This window comes from Amycolatopsis sp. NPDC021455 (assembly GCF_040640995.1).
GTDB lineage: Bacteria > Actinomycetota > Actinomycetes > Mycobacteriales > Pseudonocardiaceae > Amycolatopsis.
Genome location: NZ_JBFACT010000090.1, coordinates 1 through 18,589, shown reverse-complemented (window position 1 = coordinate 18,589; position 18,589 = coordinate 1). Strand labels below are relative to the sequence as shown.

Below are 18,589 nucleotides of genomic sequence, written 5' to 3'. Positions count from 1 at the left end.
GATGCGTTCCGCACCCAGTGTTCTCGCGATTTTCGCGCACCCCGACGACGCCGAGCTGTCGTGCTTCGGCACGCTGGCCGCGCTCGCGGCCGCCGGCTCGGAGGTGCACGTGCTCACCCTGACCACCGGCGCGCGCAGCGTTTCGCCGCTCGCGGCCGATCGCGTGCGGGAGGCGACCGCCGCCGCGGCGCTCGTCGGCGTCACCCTGATCGTCGAGGACTTCGCCGACGGCCGGGTCGAGACGGTCGGCGAGACGTTCACCGTCGTCGAACGGCACCTGCGCGAGCTGCGCCCGGACGTGGTCGTCACGCACTACAGCAGCCCGCACTTCGGCGACGACCACCAGGACCACCAGGTGACCGGGCGGGTCGCGACGACGCTGGCGAAGCGGATGTCGTTCGTCCGGCTGGTGTTGCACGCCGAGCCGCCGGTGGTGGTCTCCGGCTTCACGCCGAACCTGTTCGTCAACGTGACCGAGACCGTCGAGAAGAAGCTCGCGGCCATCGCGCAGTACCAGTCCGAGGCGGCGAAGCCGTACATGCGCGAGGAAGCCGTGCTGGCCCGCGGCCGGTTCTGGGCGATGCAGGCGAAGTTCTACGACCCGGAGGAAGGCAACTACTACGAGTCCTTCCAGCTCGTGAAGGCGCGGATGACCAACCCGGGCTTCCTGCTGGGCCTGACCGGTGGACACGACCGGGGCGTGCGTCGTGACCGATCTGCTTGAGCGCGCGCCCGCGATCCTGGGCTTCGACCCGTTCGACCCGGAGTACCGGCGCGACCCCTATCCCGTCTACCACGCGCTGCGGACCGCCGGCCCGGTGCAGCGCACCGAAGGCGGCCTGGTCCTGGCCCTCTCCCACGACGTCTGCTCGGCGGTGTTCCGCGACCCGCGGTTCGGCCACCAGAGCGGGGTCGCCAACCCGATCCCGTTCCGCGCGCCGGCGTCGACGGCGGCCGCCACCGGCGGCGGCACGCGCTGGTTCGTCGTGCTCGACCCGCCCGACCACACGCGGCTGCGGCGGCTGGTGTCGCGCGGGTTCACGCCCGCCCTGATCGAGGAGATGATCGGCGCGGTCACCCGGCTGAGCGAAGAGCTGCTGGACGACATGCTGGACGCGGGCGGCGGCGACCTGCTGGCCGACTGGGCGTACCCGTTGTCGCTGACCGTGATCAGCGAGATCCTCGGCGTCCCGCACTCCGACCGCGGCCTGCTGAAGCACTGGTCGGCCGTGATCGGCCGGGGGATCGACCCGGACTTCGTGATGCCGCCGGCGGAACGCGAGCTGCGGGGCCAGGTGTGGCGCGAGTTCTCCGCCTACTTCACCGACCTGGCCGCCCGGCGGCGCGCCGACCCCGGCACCGACGTGCTGAGCAAGCTCGCCATCGCCGAGGAGGACGGCGACGCGCTCACCATGGACGAGCTCGTCGCCACCTGCACGCTGATCCTGATGGCCGGGCACGAGACGGTCGTCGACCTCTTCGGGGGCGGCACGCTGGCCCTGCTGGCCGACCCGGAACAGCGGCGGCTGCTCGCCGCCCGGCCGGAGCTGGCCGGGTCCGCCGTCGACGAGCTGCTGCGGTTCGACCCGCCGGTGCAGATGGTCGCCCGGACCGCGCTGACCGACCTCGAGATCGGCGGCGTGCCGATGCGCCGCGGCGAGATGATCATGGCGGTGATCGGCGCGGCCAACCGCGACCCGGCCGTCTACGACCGGCCGGACCGGCTGGACCTGACCCGCCAGGGGCCCCGGCACCTGGCCTTCGGCCTCGGCATCCACTACTGCCTCGGCGCGCCGCTCGGCCGGATGCAGGGCCGGGTCGGCTTCCGGACCCTGCTGGCCAAGGCGCGCTCGCTGCGGCTGGACACCGACCGGCTGACCTACCGCGACAACCTGATGTCCCGTGGCCTGGCCGCGCTCCCGGTGAGGATCGAACGATGAAGGCACTGCTGCTCAGCTGGGGCTCGGCCTCGCACTACTTCAACCTGGTCCCGCTGGCCTGGGCGCTGCGCGCGGCCGGGCACGACGTCCGGGTGCTGACCCCGCCCGGCGCGGCCGCGGCGGTGACCGCGTCCGGGCTCCCGCACGTGAGCACCGGCCCGGCGCCGGACGCGGCGTCGGTGTGGCGCGGGTTCACCTTCCTGCCCGGTCCCGGCTCGGACCGCGCGGCGCACGAGGCCGAGCGGGCCCGGCGCGCGCTCGACATGTTCGTGCTGGGCGCGGAGGCGATGGCGCCCGGCGCCCTCGCGTTCGCCCGGGAGTGGCGGCCGGACCTGGTGATCCACGAGCCGCGGGCGTACGCCGCGATCAAGGTGGCCGCCGAGCTGGGCGTGCCGTCGGTCCGGGTGCTGACCGGCGTCGACTACGTCACCGCCATCGCCGAGCCGGAGCAGCCCGCGTTGCGCGCGCTGTGGGAGAAGTTCGGGCTGGGCGACACCCCCGCGACGGGGACGCTCACCCTCGACCCGTGCCCGCCCGCGCTGCAGGTGCCCGCCGACCTGCCGCGGCAGGGCTGCCGGTTCGTCCCGTACGCGGGCCCGTGCCCCGACGCGGTGGTGCCGCCGCCCGCGCGGCCCCGGGTCTTCGTCACCGTCGGCACCATGGTCGGGCGCGCGGCGGGCAGCATGTCGCCGTTGCTGGGCCTGGTCACCGCACTGTCCGAAATGGACATCGAGCTGATGGTGGGTGTCTTCGCCGACCAGCGGGGCATGCTCGACGAGCTCCCGCCGGGGGTGCTGCTCACCCAGAACATCCCGCTCGAGCTCATCCTGCCGACCTGCGCCGCGATCGTGCACCAGGGCGGCGGGGGCACCACGATGACGTCGCTGGCCGCCGGGGTGCCGCAGCTGCTGCTGCCCTCGGTCGGCGACTGCCTGCTGCACGGGGAAAAGCTCGACGCCTCGGGCGCCGGGATCTCCCGGCACTGGCTGGACACCGGCGCGGCGGAGATCCGCGCGCTGACCGGACGGCTGCTCGACGAGCCGGGCTACCGCGCCACCGCGGCCGGGTTCGCCGCGGCCAACGCGGCGCGGCCCGCGCCCGCCGCGCTCGTCGAGATGCTGGAGAAACTGGCCGGCACGGGGGAGTTCACCCCGGTGGCCGAAGGGAGGACCCGATGAGCGCCGCCGCGTTCCGCGCCGCGGTCGAGGCCAAGGACCTCGCCGCCCTCGACCGGCTGCTCGCCGCCGACGTCGAGTTCCACCGCCCGGCGACGCTGCGCCCGGTGCGCGGGCACGACCGGGTGCTGGAGCTGTTCGGGGTGCTGCTCGGCATCTTCAGCGGCTTCCGGTACGTCGACGAGCTGCCCGCGGCCGGCGGTGCGCACGGGCTGGTGTTCCACGCGCACGTCGGCACCGAGCCGGTGGAGGGCATCGACCTGCTGCGCTTCGACGACGAGGGCCGGGTGACCAGCGTGCTCGTGATGCTGCGGCCGCTGGCCGGGCTGCTCGCCATCGCCGACGCGGTCAGCACGCGGCTGGTCGCCACCGGGAGCTCGATCCAGTGAAGGGGGCCGTGATGGGCCGGACGGCCGTGGTGACCGGACTGGGGGTCTTCGCGCCCAACGGGACCGGGGTCGAAGAGTACTGGCGGGCGACGCTCGCCGGGGAGAGCGGGATCGGCGCGGTCACGCTGTTCGACACGGCGGGCTACCCGGTGCGGCGCGCCGGGGAGATCACCGGGTTCGACGCGGCCGCGCACCTGCCGGGCCGGCTGCTGCCGCAGACCGACCGGTGGACCCACCTGGCGCTGGCGGCCACCCGGCTCGGCCTCGACGACGCCGGCGCCGACCCGGCCGACTTCGGCGAGTACGAGATGGGCGTGGTGACCGCGAGCTCGTCCGGCGGGTCGGACTTCGGCCAGCGGGAGATCGAACGGCTGTGGAGCAAGGGCCCGCAGTGGGTCGGCGCCTACCAGTCGATCGCGTGGTTCTACGCGGCCACCACCGGCCAGGTCTCGATCCGGCACGGGATGCGCGGGCCGTCGTCGGTGGTCGCCGCCGAGCAGGCGGGCGCGATCGACGCCGTCGCCGCCGCCCGGCGGGTGATCGGCGACGGCGCCGCGCTGGTGGTCAGCGGCGGCACCGACTCGGCGCTGTGCCCGTACGGCTGGGTCACCCAGGTGGTCCGGACCGACATCAGCACCGACGGCACCTACCGCCCGTTCGACGCCGCGGCGAGCGGCTTCCTGCCCGGCGAGGGCGGCGCGATGATCATCGTCGAGCCGGCCGACGCCGCCGAAGCACGCGGCGCCCGGTCCTACGGCGAGATCGCGGGCCACGCGTCGAGCTTCGACCCGCCGCCGTGGTCCACGCGCCCGCCGACCCTGGCCACGGCGATCCGCGGCGCGCTCGCCGACGCCGGGATCGGGCCGGACGACGTCGACGTCGTCTTCGCCGACGCCGCGGGCGTCCCGGACCTCGACCGCCGGGAGGCGGCCGCGCTGGCCGAGGTGTTCGGTCCGGAGGGGGTCCCGGTCACCGCGCCCAAGACGATGACCGGCCGGGCGTACGCGGGCGCGTCGCTCGACCTGGCGGCCGCGCTGCTTGCGTTGCGCGACAACGTCATCCCGCCGACGATCGGGGTCGGCGACCCCGTTCCCGGCTACCGGCTCGACCTCGTGCGGGACCAGCCGCGCGAGGCGGAGCTGGCCACCGCGCTGGTCCTCGCCCGGGGACACGGCGGATTCAACTCGGCCCTCGTCCTGCGCGGCGGCCACCGATCCGGAGGTGCCCGATGACCGACAACCCCCAGCCCGTGCTCGACCGCGAAACCATCCAGGACGCGCTGAGCCGGGCGATCGCCGTCGAACTGGAGTCGGAGGGCCCGCCCGACCCGGACGCGGCGTTCGCCGACCTCGGCCTCGACTCGGTGGCCGGCCTGCGCGCGGCCAACACGGCGGGCGCGGAGATCGGCCTGAAGATCCCGGTGGTCCTGCTGTTCGACTACCCGAGCATCAGCGAGCTGGCGAAGCACCTGTCGGTCCTGAGCCGGGCCGCCTGACCCCGACCCCGAAGGCCACCTCCGCGAACCGCGGAGGTGGCCTTCGCCGTTCCGGCGCGCGGAATTCCAGCGTCGCGAATAACTCATTCGGAACCTCCGAGGGTGCTGTTGGCTTGTTCGAGATACCAAGCCGCCGGGTCGTGGAGGAGCGCTCTCGCGATGAGAGGCCGTTGTCCGTGAAGGCCTCCTTACCGGCTCTTATGGCCGGTAAGGAGGCCATCACGGCTTTCACCAGGTGCTGCTGCCGCGAATTCGCCAACAGCGGCGTGCGAGGTCCCGAATGAGTCATTCGTGACACAACAGCGGGGAGCGCGGTGTGTCAGCCCAGGGGGAGCGGGGTCAGGGAGAAGAGCAGGTTTCCCTCGAACTGGGCCATCATCAGCCGTTCGGCCGCCGCCGTGTGGGCCTCCGGGAGGTCGGCCGACGGGTCGAAGCGCTGGACGATCCGCCACAGGCACGGCACCAGCCAGTCGCCTTCGGCGCCGCCGGCCAGGTACGTGTGCAGGCAGCTCGCCGCCGCGTGCAGGAGGCTGTGCGTGCGCGCCAGCGTGAACGCCCGGACCGGTGCGTGCTGCTGCCCGGCCGGGCCCGGCAGGGTCGCGGCCACCTCGCGGTGAAGCGCCGTCCGGTAGCCGTCCACAATAGACAGGACAACCGCCAGGTCGGGGTCGCCGAAGGTGCGGGCCGTGGCCACGGCCGCGTCCCAGCCCGCGGTGATCTCGTCACGGCCTTCCGTCGTCAGCTCCAGCCGGTCCTGGGCCGGCCGCCAGGCCGGTGCCTCGGTGTCCGGCGTGAACAACCGCGCCACCAGGGTCTCGTCGGCGGTGTCCGCCAGGCCGGCGACCACCAGCGGGAGCTGGCTCGCGATCGCCGCGAGGTTCACGTGCGTGGTGCCCTCGAAGATCCCCGCGATGGCGTGGTCGCGCTGCAGCTTCTGGAAGACCGGCGCGAGCGGCCCGTGGTCGAGGTAGTGCCGGGCGGACAGCACGGTCGCCAGGTTCGCGATCGACTCCTCGGCGAGCACCGGCACCAGGTACTTCACCACCGACGACCACAGGCTCAGCCGGCTCGGCGCGAGGGTGATCGACCGGGTGACCGGGACCGCGACGCACTCGCCGACCAGCAGGTCCAGGTAGGCCTTCACCAGCAGGTCGCGCACCACCGGCAGCCGGTCGACGGACTGGCCGTACAGCCGGCGGCCGAGGCAGTGCGCCAGGGTCAGGCGCAGCGCGGTGTCGAGCGAGCCCAGCGACAGCGACGCGATCAGCGTCCGGGTCAGCTGCAACGTCTTCAGCGTCTTGGCGACCCCGGTGCCCGCCCGCCCGAGCAGCGCGCCCGGCGGCACCGGGCAGCCGTCGAAGGCGATGCCGCTGAGGTCGTGCCCGCGCAGGCCGAGGGTGCCGACCGCGGGCTCGTTGCGCCAGCACGCCGGGTCCAGCCGGGACTTGTCCAGCAGCAGCAGGGAGAACTCGCGCGGCGACGTCCGGGCGTACACGGTCAGGAACCCGCCGCGCACGGCGTTGCCGATCGGCCACTTGACGCCGGTCAGCAGCCCGTCCGAAACGGACACCTCGCAGCCGCCGAGGTCGCTGCCGTGGTCGGCCTCCGACATCGCGAACGACCCGAGCCCGCCGCCGAGGATCCGCTCGGCCAGCCAGGCGCGCTGCCCGGCGTCGCCCCACATCCACACCGGGTTCGAGCCGAGCATGGTGGTGCCGTAGGACACCGCGGGCCGCAGGTCGCGCCGCGCGACGACCCGGCAGAGCGCGAACAGCTCCTCGAAGGAGCCGAGGCTGCCGCCGTCCGCCGCCGGCACGATGTACCGGGGAAAACCGAGTTCCCGCAACCGGTCCATCACCGCGAACGGCATCTCGCCGCGGCGGTCGAGGGCGACCAGCTCGGCGAAGGACACCGGAGCCGCCGGGTCGAACGGGTCGCCCAGGGCCCGTTCCAGATCGGCCGCGGCGTGCAGGGCGACCGGCAGTGCTCGTTCTCGTGCGTTTGTCACGTCGCATTCACCCCTGAGGTCGTTTCCCCCGAGGCTAGCCGCCACCGGGTCCGGCAGAAATACCTGTGGCACAGGGAAAAACCCGCGACTAGCGGTCCGAGAGCACTGTGCTATCCGCCGCGCCTAGCGTCGGTGAGCAGCAGAGTGACCGAGGGGAGAACCCGTGCCCGAGAACTTCGAGAGCCTCGTGGAACTGGCGCGCCTGCGCGCCCGGCGCGACGGCGATCGCGAAGCGTTCCGCTTCCTGCGCGACGAGACGACCGAGACGCTGACGTGCGACGGGATCGACCGGGCGGCCCGGTCGATCGCGGTCACGCTGCGGGACCTGCTCGGCGGCACCGCCGCGGGAGAGCGGGTGCTGCTGCTCTACCCGCCGGGCCTCGGGTTCATCCCGGCGCTGTTCGGCTGCTTCTACGCCGGCGCGGTGGCCGTGCCCGCGCCGGTCCCCGACGCCAACCGGATCCAGGGCCTGCGGCTCGCGCACATCCTCGCCGACGCCGCCGCGTCCGTGGTGCTGACCGACTCGGCCGGGCTGCCGTTGATCGAGGAGAGTCTCCGCGCGGCCGGCGTCACGGGGGTCACGTGCGTGGCGACCGACGGCGAGCTGCCCGGGGACGCGGCGACCTGGACCGAACCGGTGCTGCGCCGGCAGGACCTGGCCGTGCTGCAGTACACCTCGGGCTCGACCAGCGACCCGAAGGGTGTCATGGTCTCCCACGGGAACCTGCTCGCCAACTGCGCGCTGATCCAGCGGAGCCTCGGCAGCGGCCGCCAGACGCGGTTCTGCGGCTGGCTGCCCTTCTACCACGACATGGGCCTGGTCGGCGCCGTCCTGCACACGTTCTTCTGTGGCGGCTGGGCCGTCTTCCTCTCCCCGGTCACGTTCCTGAAGCGCCCGCTGCGCTGGCTGCGCGCCATCGACGAGTACCGCGCCGACCTGAGCGTGGCGCCCAACTTCGCCTACGAGATGTGCGTGCGGAAGGTCACCGACGAGCAGGTCGCGAGCCTCGACCTCGACTCGTGGACGGCGGCGATGAACGGCTCCGAGCCGATCTCGGCCGAGACGCTCGCCGCCTTCGCCGACCGGTTCGCCCCGGCCGGGTTCGCCGCCGAGGCGGTCTACCCGTGCTACGGCATGGCGGAGACGACCCTGTTCGTCACCGGCGACCGCCGCGACCGGCGGCACGTCGTCCGGCGGGTCGACGCCGACGCGCTCGAACGCGGCGAGCTGGCCGACGGGCACTCCCGAACGCTGGTCAGCAGCGGGATCGTGACCGGCATCGAGGTCGTCGTCACCGACCCGAAGACCGCCGAGGTGCTGCCGGACGGGCGGATCGGCGAGCTGTGGATCCGCGGCGACAGCGTCGCGCTCGGCTACTGGGGCCGGCCCGAGGAGAGCGAGCGCCGGTTCCGCGCGACGACCGCGGACGGCGACCGCGGCTATCTCCGCAGCGGCGACCTCGGGACCATTGTGGACGGTGAGCTGTACGTCACCGGCCGGATCAAGGAAATGCTGATCGTGCACGGCCGCAACGTCTACCCCTACGACATCGAACGGGCGGTCCGCGCCGCGCACCCCGCGCTCGGCGGGGGCGTGGGCGCCGCCTTCGCGCTCGGCGACGACGTGGTGATCGCGCACGAGGTCCGCGGCGTCACCGCCGAAGCGGACCTGCGGGCGCTGGCGGGCGCGCTCCGCCAGCTGACCGCCCGCGACTTCGGCGTCCGGGTGGCGGCGGTCGCCCTCGTCCGCCCGGGCCAGATCCCGCGCACCACCAGCGGCAAGGTGCAACGCCTGCTGGCCGCGGAGAAGTTCCGCGCCGGCGCGTTCGAAACCGTGCACGAGGACCTCGACGCCGCGGTGCGCCGGGCGTTCCGGCCGGACACCGTGCCCGCTGCCTGAACCCCACCGACGAGAAGGAGCCCGAAATGGACGCGTTGCGGACTGCGGACGACGAGGCACTGTGCGGCTGGCTCACCGACCGGATCGCGCACTACCTCGACCGCGAGCCCGGCGACATCGACCCCGACGTCCCGCTGGGGTCCTACGGCATGGACTCGGTGTCGCTCACGGCCATGGTCGGCGAGATCGAGGACGAGTACGGGCTGACGCTCGACCCGACGACCGTCTGGGACTACCCGACCGTCGTCGAGCTGAGCGCGTACCTGGCGAAGCTGCTCGCCGAGCCGCGGCCGTGAGCCCGGTCGCGGTCGTCGGCATCGCCTGCCGGTTTCCCGGCGCCGACGGCAAGGACGCGTTCTGGGACCTGCTGACCCGCCGGGGTGACGGCGTGGCCGGGGTGCCGGCCGCGCGCTGGCCGGCCCGCGGGTTCTACGCCGACGACGGGAGACCCGGCACGATCAACAACGTCACCGGCGGCTTCCTGTCCGATGTGGACGTCTTCGACCACGAGTTCTTCGCAATGTCCGAGGCGGAAGCCGCGGCGATGGACCCGCAGCAGCGGATGCTGCTGCAGTGCTCGTGGCACGCGTTCGAGGACGCCGGCGTCGACCCGCGGTCGCTGGCCTCCTCGGCCACCGGCGTCTACGTCGGCGTCACCGCGAACGACTGGCTGTGGAAGACGGCCGCGGCGGCCGCGCCCGGCGACCTCGCGCCGGCGCACGGCGCGGGCAGCGGGCACAACATGGCCGCGAACCGGATCTCCTACCAGTACAACCTGCGCGGGCCGAGCGTCGCGGTCGACACGGCGTGCTCGTCGTCGCTGGTCGCGATCCACCTCGCGGCGTCGGCGCTGCGCCTCGGCGAGTGCGACCACGCGCTCGCGGGCGGCGCGAACGCCGTGCTGGAACCGATCAACGGCATCTACTTCACGATGCTCGGGCTGTCGGCACCGGACGGCCGCTGCAAGCCGTTCGCGGCCGGCGCGGACGGGATGGGCCGCGGCGAGGGCGTCGGGCTGGTCGTGCTGCGCCGCCTGGAGGACGCGCTGGCGGACGGCCAGCGCGTGTACGCCGTGCTCGAAGGGAGCGCGGTCACGCACGGCGGCCGCGGCAACGGCATCACCGCGCCCGCGGGCCGCGGCCAGCGCGACGTCATCGAGTTCGCCCACCGCCAGGCGGGCATCACGGCGACCGACGTGGACTTCGTCGAGGCCCACGGCACCGGCACGCTGCTGGGGGACCTGATCGAAGCGAAGGCGCTCGGCGACGTCCACGGCGTGCCGCGCGAGCGCCCGTGCGTCCTCGGCTCGGTGAAGGGCAACATCGGCCACACCGAGGGCGCGGCGGGCGTGGCCGGCCTGATCAAGGCGGCACTGGCCCTGTACCACGGCACCCTGCCCGCGACGATCGGCGGCCTGCCGGAGAACCCGGAGCTGAAGCTGGCCGAGCGCGGCCTGCGGCTGGCCCACGAGCCGACCGCGCTGCCGGAGACCGGCGCGCGGGGCGGGGTGAGCGCGTTCGGCCTGGGCGGCACGAACGCCCACGTCGTGCTCGCGTCCGCACCCCGGACGGACCCGGCCGCCGACGGCGGCCTGGGTGTCTTCACGTTGTCCGCCGTCACCACGGAAGCGTTGCGCCGCAACATGCTCCGGCAGGCGCGCCACATCGAGGCGGGGGACGCGCCGCTGGCCGAGCTCTGCGCGGCGAGCAACCGCGTGAAGGGCGGTCTCCGGCGCCGGTTCGCCTGCGCTCCGGACAGCCGTGACGACCTCCTCGCCGCCCTGCGCGCGGAGCCCGGCCCGGACCGGCCCGCGCGGCCGCGGATGGCGCTGGTGTTCGGCGAGACCGCCGACGTCGACCCGGAGTTCCTGCGGTCGCCGCTCTTCGCCGTCCTGCGCGCCGAGTTCGACGAGCTGGCGGGCGCGCCGCTGGCCGACACCGTCCTGCGGCACCCACGTCCCGCCGCCGCGCCGGAGTTCACGTTCGTGGCGCAGTACCTGCTCGGCCGGGCCGTGCTCGCGCTCGGCGTCCGGCCGGTCGCGCTGGCCGGCGGCCTCGCCGCGGCGCACTTCGCCGGCGCCCGCGACCTGCCCGAGTCGCTGCGCCTCGCCTTCGCCGAGACGGCGGTGCCGTCCACGGTGGCGGGCACCCCGGACCGGCTCACGCACGTCGTCGGCGTCGGTGCCCCGGCCGGGCCCGGCACCTTCGACGCGCCGCCGTCCGGCGAAGCCCTCACCCTCGCTTCGGCGGACGCGCTGCGACGGCTCGCGGTGGCCGCCTTCCGGCACGGCTGCGACCCCCGCTGGGACGTCTTCGGCGGCGGGCCCGCCCGGCCGGTGCTGGCGCCCTACGCGTTCTCCGCCCATCGCTTCCCGCTGAGCTTCTCGGCGCGGGAGGACCACCAGCCGCGGGCCCACGCGGCGCTGAGGAGGCAGTGACCAATGACATCCGAGCGCACGTCGGTGCTCGTCGCGGGCGGCGGTCTCACCGGCCTGTCCACGGCCGTGTTCCTCGGCTGCCAGGGCATCGACGTCCTGGTGGCCGAGCAGCGGGCGGGCACGCTCGCGCACCCCCGCGCCCGCACGATCAACCCGCGCACGGTCGAGCTCTACCGCCAGGCCGGCCTGGAACGGGCCATCATGCGGGAACGGCAGTTCACCCACACCCGCAGCGCGACGTTCGTCCGCGCGCACACGGTGGCCGGCGAGGAGCTGCGCCGCGGCGAGGTCGCCCCGCCGGAGGGCGCCGGCGGCGGCGCCGAGGCCAGCCCGTGCGCCTGGGCCCCGATCGACCAGGACGTCCTCGAGCTGCTGCTGCGCGACCGCGCCGCCGAACTCGGGGTCCAGGTGCGCTTCGACGCCGAGGTCGTCTCGTTCGAGCAGGACGCCCACGGCGTCCGCGCGCTGGTGCGCGACCGGGAGACCGGGCGCGAGCGCGAGGTCGAGGCGGACTACCTCGTCGGGGCCGACGGCCACGCGAGCACCGTGCGGCGGAGCCTCGGCATCGGCGTGCACGGCCCCGGCTCGCTCAACCACCTCGTGTCGGTGATGTTCGACGCCGACCTGAGCAAGCCCATGCGCGGGCGCGGCGAGGCGTACTTCCACCTCGACACCCCGGCCGTCGGCACCATCCTGCTGCCGCACGACCGCAGCACCCGCTGGGTGTTCAGCACGCCCTACCGCCCCGACCGCGGCGAAACCGTCGCGCAGCACACCGAAGACCGCTGCGTCGAGCTGATCCGGGCGGCCGTCGGGGTGCCGGACCTGGAGGTGCGGCTGCTGCCGCAGCTCGCCGACGGCACGAAGGTGCTCGGCTACCACGTCGCCGCCCAGGTCGCCGAGACCTTCCAGCGGGGCCGGGTGTTCCTCGTCGGCGACGCCGCGCACCTGATGCCGCCCGCGGGCGCGTTCGGCGCCGGGACGGGCGTGCTCGACGCGCACAACCTGGCGTGGAAGCTGGCGGCGGTGCTCTCCGGTACGGCCGGCCCGCGACTGCTGGAAAGCTATTCGGCCGAACGGATCCCGGCCGTCGAGTTCACCGTCGGGCAGGCGCTCGCGCAGTTCGCCGCGCGCAGCGGTCGCCCGGTCCCGGGGGCCGGCGAACCCGCCGACTACTTCGCGGTCGTGTTCGGCCACCGCTACGCCCGGGGCGCGCTGGACGGCGCCGAGGCCGACGGCCCGGCCGCGCTGCCGCCCGCCGAGCTGCGTGGCCAGGTCGGCACCCGGGCGCCGCACGTCGTCCTGACCGTGGGCGGCCGCCGCGGTTCGACGCTCGACCTGTTCGGCCCGGGCTTCACGCTGCTGGCCGGGCCCGGCGCGGCGGGATGGGCGGACACCGTGCCCGGCGTGCGCGCGGTCGTCGTCGGCCGGGACGTGACCGACGTCGACGACCGCTGGCACACCGCGTACGCGGCCGAGCACGACGGCGCCGTGCTGGTGCGCCCGGACGGGATCGTCGCCTGGCGGCGCGACAGCGTCGGCCCGGACGCGCCGGACCTGACCGAGGTACTCGACCGGCTGCTGCGCCGCCGCGAGCGGTCGGTCAGCGCGGTGCGAGGAGGCGGGTCGACGATGGCCGGAGCGCGCCGGTGACCGGCCGCGCGGCCCGGCTGGGCCGGTGGCTGCTCACCGGGCTGACCACGTTCGGGATGGGCGTCTCCGGCGTCCACCCCGGCCTGCTCGATCCGGTGGAACCCGGGCGGGACCGCCCGCTCACTCCCGCCGAACGGCGGCAGTGGGCCGAGCTCGAGGAACGCCTGGTGCGGTCCTGAACGCCAACTGTAAGCGAGCACTTCGGCAGATTGTGAGTTCCCGTGTCTGAATACGCGATCCGAGCCACCGGGGTGGTCAAGCGCTACGGCGAGGTCGTCGCCCTCGACGGGCTGGACGTGAGCGTCCCGCCCGGCAAGGTGCTCGGCGTGCTCGGCCCGAACGGCGCCGGCAAGACCACCCTCGTCCGCGTACTGTCCACTTTGGTCACTCCCGACGCCGGCGAAGTGCGCGTCGCCGGGCACGACGTCGTCACCGACGCCGAGGCCGTCCGCCGGTCGATCGGCCTCTGCGGGCAGGCGGCGGCGGTCGACCCGATGCTGACCGGCCGCGAGAACCTGGTGATGTTCGCCCGGCTGTTCCACCTGCGCGCCCGCGAAGCGCGTGAGCGCGCCGGGGAACTGCTGGCCCGGCTCGGGCTCGAAGCCGCCGCCGACCGGCCGGCCCGCACCTACTCGGGCGGCATGAAGCGCCGGCTCGACCTCGCGGCCGGGCTCGTCACGCGGCCGTCGGTGGTCTTCCTCGACGAGCCGACCACCGGGCTGGACCCGCGCAGCCGGATCGAGCTGTGGGGCATCGTGCGCGAGCTGGTGGCCGACGGCTCGACCATCCTGCTCACCACGCAGTACCTGGAGGAGGCCGACGAGCTGGCCGACGACATCGTGATCGTCGAGCACGGCAAGGTCGTCGCCGCGGGCACCCCCAAGGAGCTGAAGTCCGAAGTGGGCGGTGAGCGCATCGAGGTGACGGTCGCGGACCGGGCGCTGGTGCCCGCGGCGGTGGCCGCGCTGGGCGTGCTCGACACGGTGGGCGTCCGCGCCGACGACGACACCGGGAAGCTCAGCCTGAGCGTCGCCGACGGCGCGCCCGTGCTGCCCGACGTCGTCCGGCTGCTCGACTCCGACGGCGTGCGCGTCACCGACCTGTCGCTGCGCACCCCGACCCTCGACGAGGTGTTCCTCGCGCTCACCGGGCGCAAGGCCGAAGGCAAGGATCCCGTTCCGGCGCGGCCGGGCGGCGGCATGGGAAGGGGGCGTCGCTGATGACGACGCTGGCGTGGGCGGCACAGGACTCGGTGGTGATCGCCCAGCGGCACCTGACCCGCATCCGGCGGGTGCCGCAGATGCTGTTCTTCTCCCTGATCCAGCCGCTGATCATCCTGCTGCTGTTCGCTTTCGTGTTCAGCAGCGCGATCAAGGTGGCCGGGCTCGACTACCAGTCCTTCATGCTGCCCGGCGTGTTCATCCAGGCGATGGGCTTCGGCGCGGGCTCGACGGCGGTCGGGTTCGCCGCGGAACTGCGCAACGGGATGACCGACCGGTTCCGCTCGATGCCGATGGCGGGCGGCGCGGTCATCGTCGGCCGGCTGCTGTTCGACGTCGTGCGGAACCTCATCGCGCTGTGCCTGCTGCTGGTCGTCGGGTACGCGATCGGGTTCCGGTTCGGCAACGGCGTGCTGCCGGTGCTGGGCGGCCTGGGCGTGCTGGTCGCCTTCAGCTTCGCGATCTCCTCGCTCGGCGCGCTGATCGGCCACTACGCCGCCGGGCCGGAGGCCGCGCAGATGACGATGATCGCGGTGGCGTTCCCGCTGGTGTTCGCCAGCAGCGCGTACGTCCCGATGGAGAGCCTGCCCGGCTGGATGCAGGTGTGGACCGCCTACAGCCCGTTCACGGTCACCGCGAACGCGTTGCGCGGCCTGTTCCTCGGCTACGGCGGCTACGGCGCCGTGCTGCCGGCCCTGGCGTGGTGCGCGGGCATCGTGGCCGTCTGCCTGACGCTGGCGATGCGCCGCTACCGGCGTGTGGGCGACGCGTAGCCGTGGGGAACGGAAGCAGGCTGCTGGGCATCGGCGGGTACCGGCCCCGGTGCCTGGTGGCCAACGAGGAGATCGGCGCGCGGATCGGCGTGGACTCGGCCTGGATCCGCCGCCGCTCCGGGATCGCCAGCAGGCACGTGGCGGCGGCGGACGAAACCGTGCTGAGCATGGCGGCGGAGGCGGGCCGGAAGGCGTTGGCGGCCGCCGGGATCGTCCCGGAGCAGGTCGACGTGGTGCTGCTGGCGTCGATCTCCTACCTGTACCAGACCCCGGCGGCGGCACCCCGCGTCGCGCACGAGATCGGCGCGCCGGGCGCGGCGGCACTGGACATCTCGGCCGCGTGCTCGGGCTTCGGCTACGGCCTCGCGCTGGCGGACTCGATGGTGCGCGCCGGCAGCGCCCGCCACGTGCTGGTGATCGGCGCGGAGCGGATGACGGACATCATCGACCCCGCCGACCCGGCGGCGGCGTTCCTCTTCGGCGACGGCGCGGGCGCGGCGGTGGTGGGCCCGGCCGGGACGCGGGGGATCTTCCCGACGGTCTGGGGCTCGGACGGCGCGCTGGCGGACCTGATCGCGCACCGCCGGTCGTGGCTCGACCTGCGCGACGGCCCGGAGACGCCGTGGCCGACGATGCTGATGCAGGGCACGGAGGTCTTCCGCTGGGCGCTGCGTGAGCTCCCGGCGGTGGTCGAGGCGGTCCTGAAGGCGGCCGGCCTGTCCCCGGCGGACCTGCGCGGGTTCGTCCCGCACCAGGCGAACCTCCGCATCATCGAGGGAGTGGCGAAGGCGGCGGAGCTCCCGGCCGGGGTGGCGATCGCCCGCGACGTCACGACGACGGCGAACACGTCGGCGGCCTCGATCCCGCTGGCCCTGGAGAGGCTGGTGGAACGGGGCGAGGTGACGGGCGGGGACCTGGTCCTGCTGCTCGGTTTCGGCGCGGGCATGACGTATTCGGGCCAGGTCGTCGCGGTCCCGTGATCCGCAGGAGTTCTCGTCGGGCAACCATCGGAGGGAATCGGTCATGACCTGGGCAAGCGCGCCGGTGGCTCCGCTCGGCGCCCACGATCTGCTGGTTCTCCTGCTCCAGCTGAGCTCGCTGCTCGGCCTGGCGGTGCTGCTCGGCAAGCTGGCCACCAGGATCGGCATGTCGGCGGTGGTCGGCGAGCTGGCGGCCGGCGTCCTGCTCGGCCCGTCCGTGCTCAACCACCTGGCCCCGGCGGTGAGCGGCTGGCTCTTCCCGGCCCAGCCGGGCCAGTTCCACCTGCTCGACGCCGTGGGACAGGTCGGGCTGCTCCTCCTCGTCGGCTACACGGGAACCCACATCGACCTCGGCTTCATCCGCCGCCGCGCCGGCTCGGCGGCCGGGATCAGCGTGGCGGGCATCGTGCTGCCGGCCGGCCTCGGCATCGCGGCGGGCTACGTGCTGCCCGCGACGCTGATCCCGCACGCGTCGCAGCGGCTCACGTTCGCCCTGTTCCTCGGCGTCGCCATGGGGGTCAGCGCCATTCCCGTGCTGGCGAAGACGCTGCTGGACCTGAACCTGCTGCACCGCGACCTCGGGCAGATCACGCTGTGCGCGGCCATGATCGACGACATCGCCGGGTGGGTGATGCTGTCGGTGGTCACCGTGCTGGCGACCGGACGGCTCGATCCCGGCGACGTCGTCTTGTCCATCGCCTACGTCGTCCTGGTCCTCGTGGTGGCCTGGCTGGCCCGGCCGGGAATCCGGCTGGTGCTGAACAAGGTCCGGCCGAAGGAACGGGACGGCCACCCGGTCGCCGTGATCGCGCTGCTCGTCCTGCTGGGCGCCGCCGGCACCCAGGCACTGGGGCTGGAAGCCGCCTTCGGCGCGTTCGTCACCGGCATCGCGATCAAGAGCAGCGGGGCGTCCCCGGCGCACGTCGAGCCGTTGCGGTCGGGCCTGCTCGCGGTGCTGGTCCCGGTGTTCTTCGCGACGGCCGGGCTGCGCATGGACCTCACGGCACTGGCGCGGCTCCCGGTGCTGCTGACCGGGCTGGGCATCCTGGCCGCGGCGATCGCGGGCAAGTTCGCCGGAGCGTACGCGGGCGCGCGGCTCGGCCGGTTCGGGCATTGGGAGGGACTCGCGTTCGGCGCGGGCATGAACTCCCGGGGCGTCATCGAGGTGATCATCGCGACCGTCGGGCTGCGGCTGAACATCCTCGGACCGGAGATGTACACGATCATCGTGCTGGTCGCGATCGTCACGTCGACGATGGCGCCGCCCTTGCTCCGGCTGACGATGCGGCGCGTGGAGCTCACGCAGGAGGAAAGGCTCCGGGAACAGGTGAACCGGCCGCCGGCGGCCCTGACACCGGAGCACTGAGCGGCAGAGCCGATGGTCCCCGCCGCCGGTGACCGACGGCCCGGCCTCCGATGGCGTTCGACGGCGGCGGCGCCCGCCCCCGGCGCGGTTTGCTGGACGCACCACGGCCCGGAGGTTTCGCCGAGGTGCGCCGCGGTCGGTTCGCGCTCGCGTCCCGGGTAACCGACGACGAAGACCCGGAGGGGCGCAGTGAATTCCGGAACAGTGACCGGCACCGCGGAGTTCCACGCGTTGCCGGTGGCCGCCGTCGCCGAGCAGCTCGGCGTCGATCCGGCCCGGGGCCTGTGCAGCGAAGAGGCCGAAGCGCGGTTGGCTCGCTTCGGCGACAACATCGTGCGCGCGCCCGCCGGGCCCGGGCCGGTCCGGCGGCTGCTCGCCCAGTTCCACAACCCGCTCATCTACGTCCTGCTGCTCGCGGGCGTGGTCACGTGGGTGTTCGGCGGCCACGTCGACGCCGGGGTGATCGGCGGGGTCGTCGTGCTGAACGCCGTCGTCGGGTTCGTGCAGGAATCCCGCGCCCAGCGCGCGCTGGACGCACTGTCCAAAATGGTCCCCGTAGAGGCGACGGCCGTCCGGGACGGGGTGCCGCGGCGAGTGCCCGCGGCCCGGCTGGTGCCGGGTGACGTCGTCGAGCTCGCCGCGGGCGACCGGGTACCCGCCGACGTCCGGCTGGCCGAGGTGCACCTCGCCGAGGTCGACGAGTCCGCGTTGACCGGAGAGTCGGTGCCGGTGGTCAAGTCCGTCGATCCGGTGCCGGCGTCGGCTCCGGTCGCCGACCGGGCCGGCTCGGCGTATTCGGGGACGCTCGTGACCCGCGGCCGGGCCCGCGGCCTCGTCACCGCGACCGGCGGCGCGACCCAGCTGGGCGGCATCCAGCACCTCGTCGCCACCGCCGAGGTCGTCGAGACGCCGCTCACCCGCAAGCTCGGGCGGTTTTCGCGGCAGCTGAGCCTGGTGATCGTGGCCGTCTCGGCCGGGGCGTTCGTCCTGGGCATCCTGCGGGGCACGCCGGCGCCGGAGATGTTCACCGCGGTGGTCGCCCTCGCCGTCGGCGCGATCCCCGAAGGGCTGCCGGCCGCGGTCGCGATCGTCCTGGCCATCGGCGTCGTGCGGATGTCCCGGCGCGGCGCGATCGTGCGGCACCTCCCCGCGGTCGAAACCCTCGGCGGCACGACGGTGATCTGCACCGACAAGACCGGCACGCTCACCCGCAACCGGATGACGGTGACCACCCTCGCGGCCGCGGGCGAGCT

Annotated in this window: 17 protein-coding genes; 16 read left to right on the top strand and 1 reads right to left on the bottom strand. The window is 74.1% G+C overall.

Features of this window, described 5'->3' with window-relative positions:
• Position 1 precedes the first annotated feature (1 nt).
• From AB0G28_RS44830 to AB0G28_RS44805, 6 genes are read left to right on the top strand one after another with little or no spacing between them, the layout of a single operon-like run.
• Complete coding sequence (locus AB0G28_RS44830) at positions 2–724, top strand: PIG-L deacetylase family protein (protein WP_361104161.1); 723 nt, start codon at positions 2–4, stop codon at positions 722–724.
• Positions 708–1,940 (top strand): cytochrome P450, encoded by a 1,233-nt coding sequence (locus AB0G28_RS44825; RefSeq protein WP_361104158.1) that lies wholly within the window; start codon positions 708–710, stop codon positions 1,938–1,940. Before AB0G28_RS44830 ends, AB0G28_RS44825 begins: the two co-directional genes overlap by 17 nt.
• Positions 1,937–3,118 (top strand): nucleotide disphospho-sugar-binding domain-containing protein, encoded by a 1,182-nt coding sequence (locus AB0G28_RS44820; RefSeq protein ID WP_361104155.1) that lies wholly within the window; start codon positions 1,937–1,939, stop codon positions 3,116–3,118. The genes AB0G28_RS44825 and AB0G28_RS44820 overlap by 4 nt, the downstream gene beginning before the upstream one ends.
• Complete coding sequence (locus tag AB0G28_RS44815) at positions 3,115–3,504, top strand: nuclear transport factor 2 family protein (RefSeq protein ID WP_361104153.1); 390 nt, start codon at positions 3,115–3,117, stop codon at positions 3,502–3,504. The genes AB0G28_RS44820 and AB0G28_RS44815 overlap by 4 nt, the downstream gene beginning before the upstream one ends.
• Positions 3,505–3,515: 11 nt before the next feature.
• A complete protein-coding gene (locus AB0G28_RS44810; protein WP_361104150.1) occupies positions 3,516–4,736 on the top strand; it encodes a ketosynthase chain-length factor in 1,221 nt (406 codons plus the stop codon).
• Positions 4,733–4,999 (top strand): acyl carrier protein, encoded by a 267-nt coding sequence (locus AB0G28_RS44805; RefSeq protein ID WP_361104147.1) that lies wholly within the window; start codon positions 4,733–4,735, stop codon positions 4,997–4,999. Before AB0G28_RS44810 ends, AB0G28_RS44805 begins: the two co-directional genes overlap by 4 nt.
• Positions 5,000–5,318: 319 nt before the next feature.
• Here AB0G28_RS44805 and AB0G28_RS44800 read toward each other — a convergent pair whose 3' ends face one another.
• Positions 5,319–7,007, bottom strand: a complete 1,689-nt coding sequence (locus tag AB0G28_RS44800; RefSeq protein WP_361104145.1) for an acyl-CoA dehydrogenase family protein — start codon at positions 7,005–7,007, stop codon at positions 5,319–5,321.
• A 163-nt stretch (positions 7,008–7,170) separates the two neighbouring features.
• Between AB0G28_RS44800 and AB0G28_RS44795 the strand changes: the two genes are divergently transcribed.
• The 10 genes from AB0G28_RS44795 to AB0G28_RS44750 form a co-directional block, all read left to right on the top strand.
• Entirely contained in the window at positions 7,171–8,907 is a 1,737-nt protein-coding gene (locus AB0G28_RS44795) for a fatty acyl-AMP ligase (RefSeq protein WP_361104142.1), read from the top strand.
• 26 nt (positions 8,908–8,933) lie between these two features.
• Positions 8,934–9,203: an acyl carrier protein gene (locus tag AB0G28_RS44790; protein WP_361104140.1), complete on the top strand. Its 270-nt coding sequence runs from the start codon at positions 8,934–8,936 to the stop codon at positions 9,201–9,203.
• Complete coding sequence (locus AB0G28_RS44785) at positions 9,200–11,344, top strand: polyketide synthase (RefSeq protein WP_361104137.1); 2,145 nt, start codon at positions 9,200–9,202, stop codon at positions 11,342–11,344. Before AB0G28_RS44790 ends, AB0G28_RS44785 begins: the two co-directional genes overlap by 4 nt.
• 3 nt (positions 11,345–11,347) lie before the next feature.
• Positions 11,348–12,997: an FAD-dependent monooxygenase gene (locus AB0G28_RS44780; protein WP_361104134.1), complete on the top strand. Its 1,650-nt coding sequence runs from the start codon at positions 11,348–11,350 to the stop codon at positions 12,995–12,997.
• Positions 12,994–13,176 (top strand): hypothetical protein, encoded by a 183-nt coding sequence (locus tag AB0G28_RS44775; RefSeq protein ID WP_361104131.1) that lies wholly within the window; start codon positions 12,994–12,996, stop codon positions 13,174–13,176. Before AB0G28_RS44780 ends, AB0G28_RS44775 begins: the two co-directional genes overlap by 4 nt.
• A gap of 42 nt (positions 13,177–13,218) precedes the next feature.
• A complete protein-coding gene (locus AB0G28_RS44770) occupies positions 13,219–14,217 on the top strand; it encodes an ATP-binding cassette domain-containing protein (RefSeq protein WP_361104128.1) in 999 nt (332 codons plus the stop codon).
• On the top strand, positions 14,217–14,990 hold the full coding sequence (locus tag AB0G28_RS44765) for an ABC transporter permease (RefSeq protein ID WP_361104125.1): 774 nt from the start codon (positions 14,217–14,219) through the stop codon (positions 14,988–14,990). Before AB0G28_RS44770 ends, AB0G28_RS44765 begins: the two co-directional genes overlap by 1 nt.
• A 2-nt stretch (positions 14,991–14,992) precedes the next feature.
• Positions 14,993–15,970, top strand: a complete 978-nt coding sequence (locus tag AB0G28_RS44760) for a beta-ketoacyl-ACP synthase III (RefSeq protein ID WP_361104122.1) — start codon at positions 14,993–14,995, stop codon at positions 15,968–15,970.
• Between the two features lie 43 nt (positions 15,971–16,013).
• Positions 16,014–17,336 carry a cation:proton antiporter gene (locus tag AB0G28_RS44755; RefSeq protein WP_361104120.1) on the top strand — a complete coding sequence of 441 codons (1,323 nt, stop codon included), beginning with the start codon at positions 16,014–16,016 and terminating at the stop codon, positions 17,334–17,336.
• A 189-nt stretch (positions 17,337–17,525) separates the two neighbouring features.
• The coding region (locus AB0G28_RS44750; protein WP_361104117.1) for an HAD-IC family P-type ATPase at positions 17,526–18,589 on the top strand (1,064 nt) is incomplete at its 3' end.

What these genes read in the sequence shown, in the direction of transcription:
- AB0G28_RS44820 (WP_361104155.1), top strand. Translation starts at nt 1,937, where the DNA reads ATGAAGGCACTGCTGCTCAGCTGGGGCTCGGCCTCGCACTACTTCAAC.
- AB0G28_RS44810 (WP_361104150.1), top strand. Translation starts at nt 3,516, where the DNA reads ATGGGCCGGACGGCCGTGGTGACCGGACTGGGGGTCTTCGCGCCCAAC.
- AB0G28_RS44780 (WP_361104134.1), top strand. Translation starts at nt 11,348, where the DNA reads ATGACATCCGAGCGCACGTCGGTGCTCGTCGCGGGCGGCGGTCTCACC.
- AB0G28_RS44755 (WP_361104120.1), top strand. Translation starts at nt 16,014, where the DNA reads ATGACCTGGGCAAGCGCGCCGGTGGCTCCGCTCGGCGCCCACGATCTG.
- AB0G28_RS44830 (WP_361104161.1), top strand. Translation starts at nt 2, where the DNA reads ATGCGTTCCGCACCCAGTGTTCTCGCGATTTTCGCGCACCCCGACGAC.
- AB0G28_RS44790 (WP_361104140.1), top strand. Translation starts at nt 8,934, where the DNA reads ATGGACGCGTTGCGGACTGCGGACGACGAGGCACTGTGCGGCTGGCTC.
- AB0G28_RS44815 (WP_361104153.1), top strand. Translation starts at nt 3,115, where the DNA reads ATGAGCGCCGCCGCGTTCCGCGCCGCGGTCGAGGCCAAGGACCTCGCC.
- AB0G28_RS44765 (WP_361104125.1), top strand. Translation starts at nt 14,217, where the DNA reads ATGACGACGCTGGCGTGGGCGGCACAGGACTCGGTGGTGATCGCCCAG.
- AB0G28_RS44805 (WP_361104147.1), top strand. Translation starts at nt 4,733, where the DNA reads ATGACCGACAACCCCCAGCCCGTGCTCGACCGCGAAACCATCCAGGAC.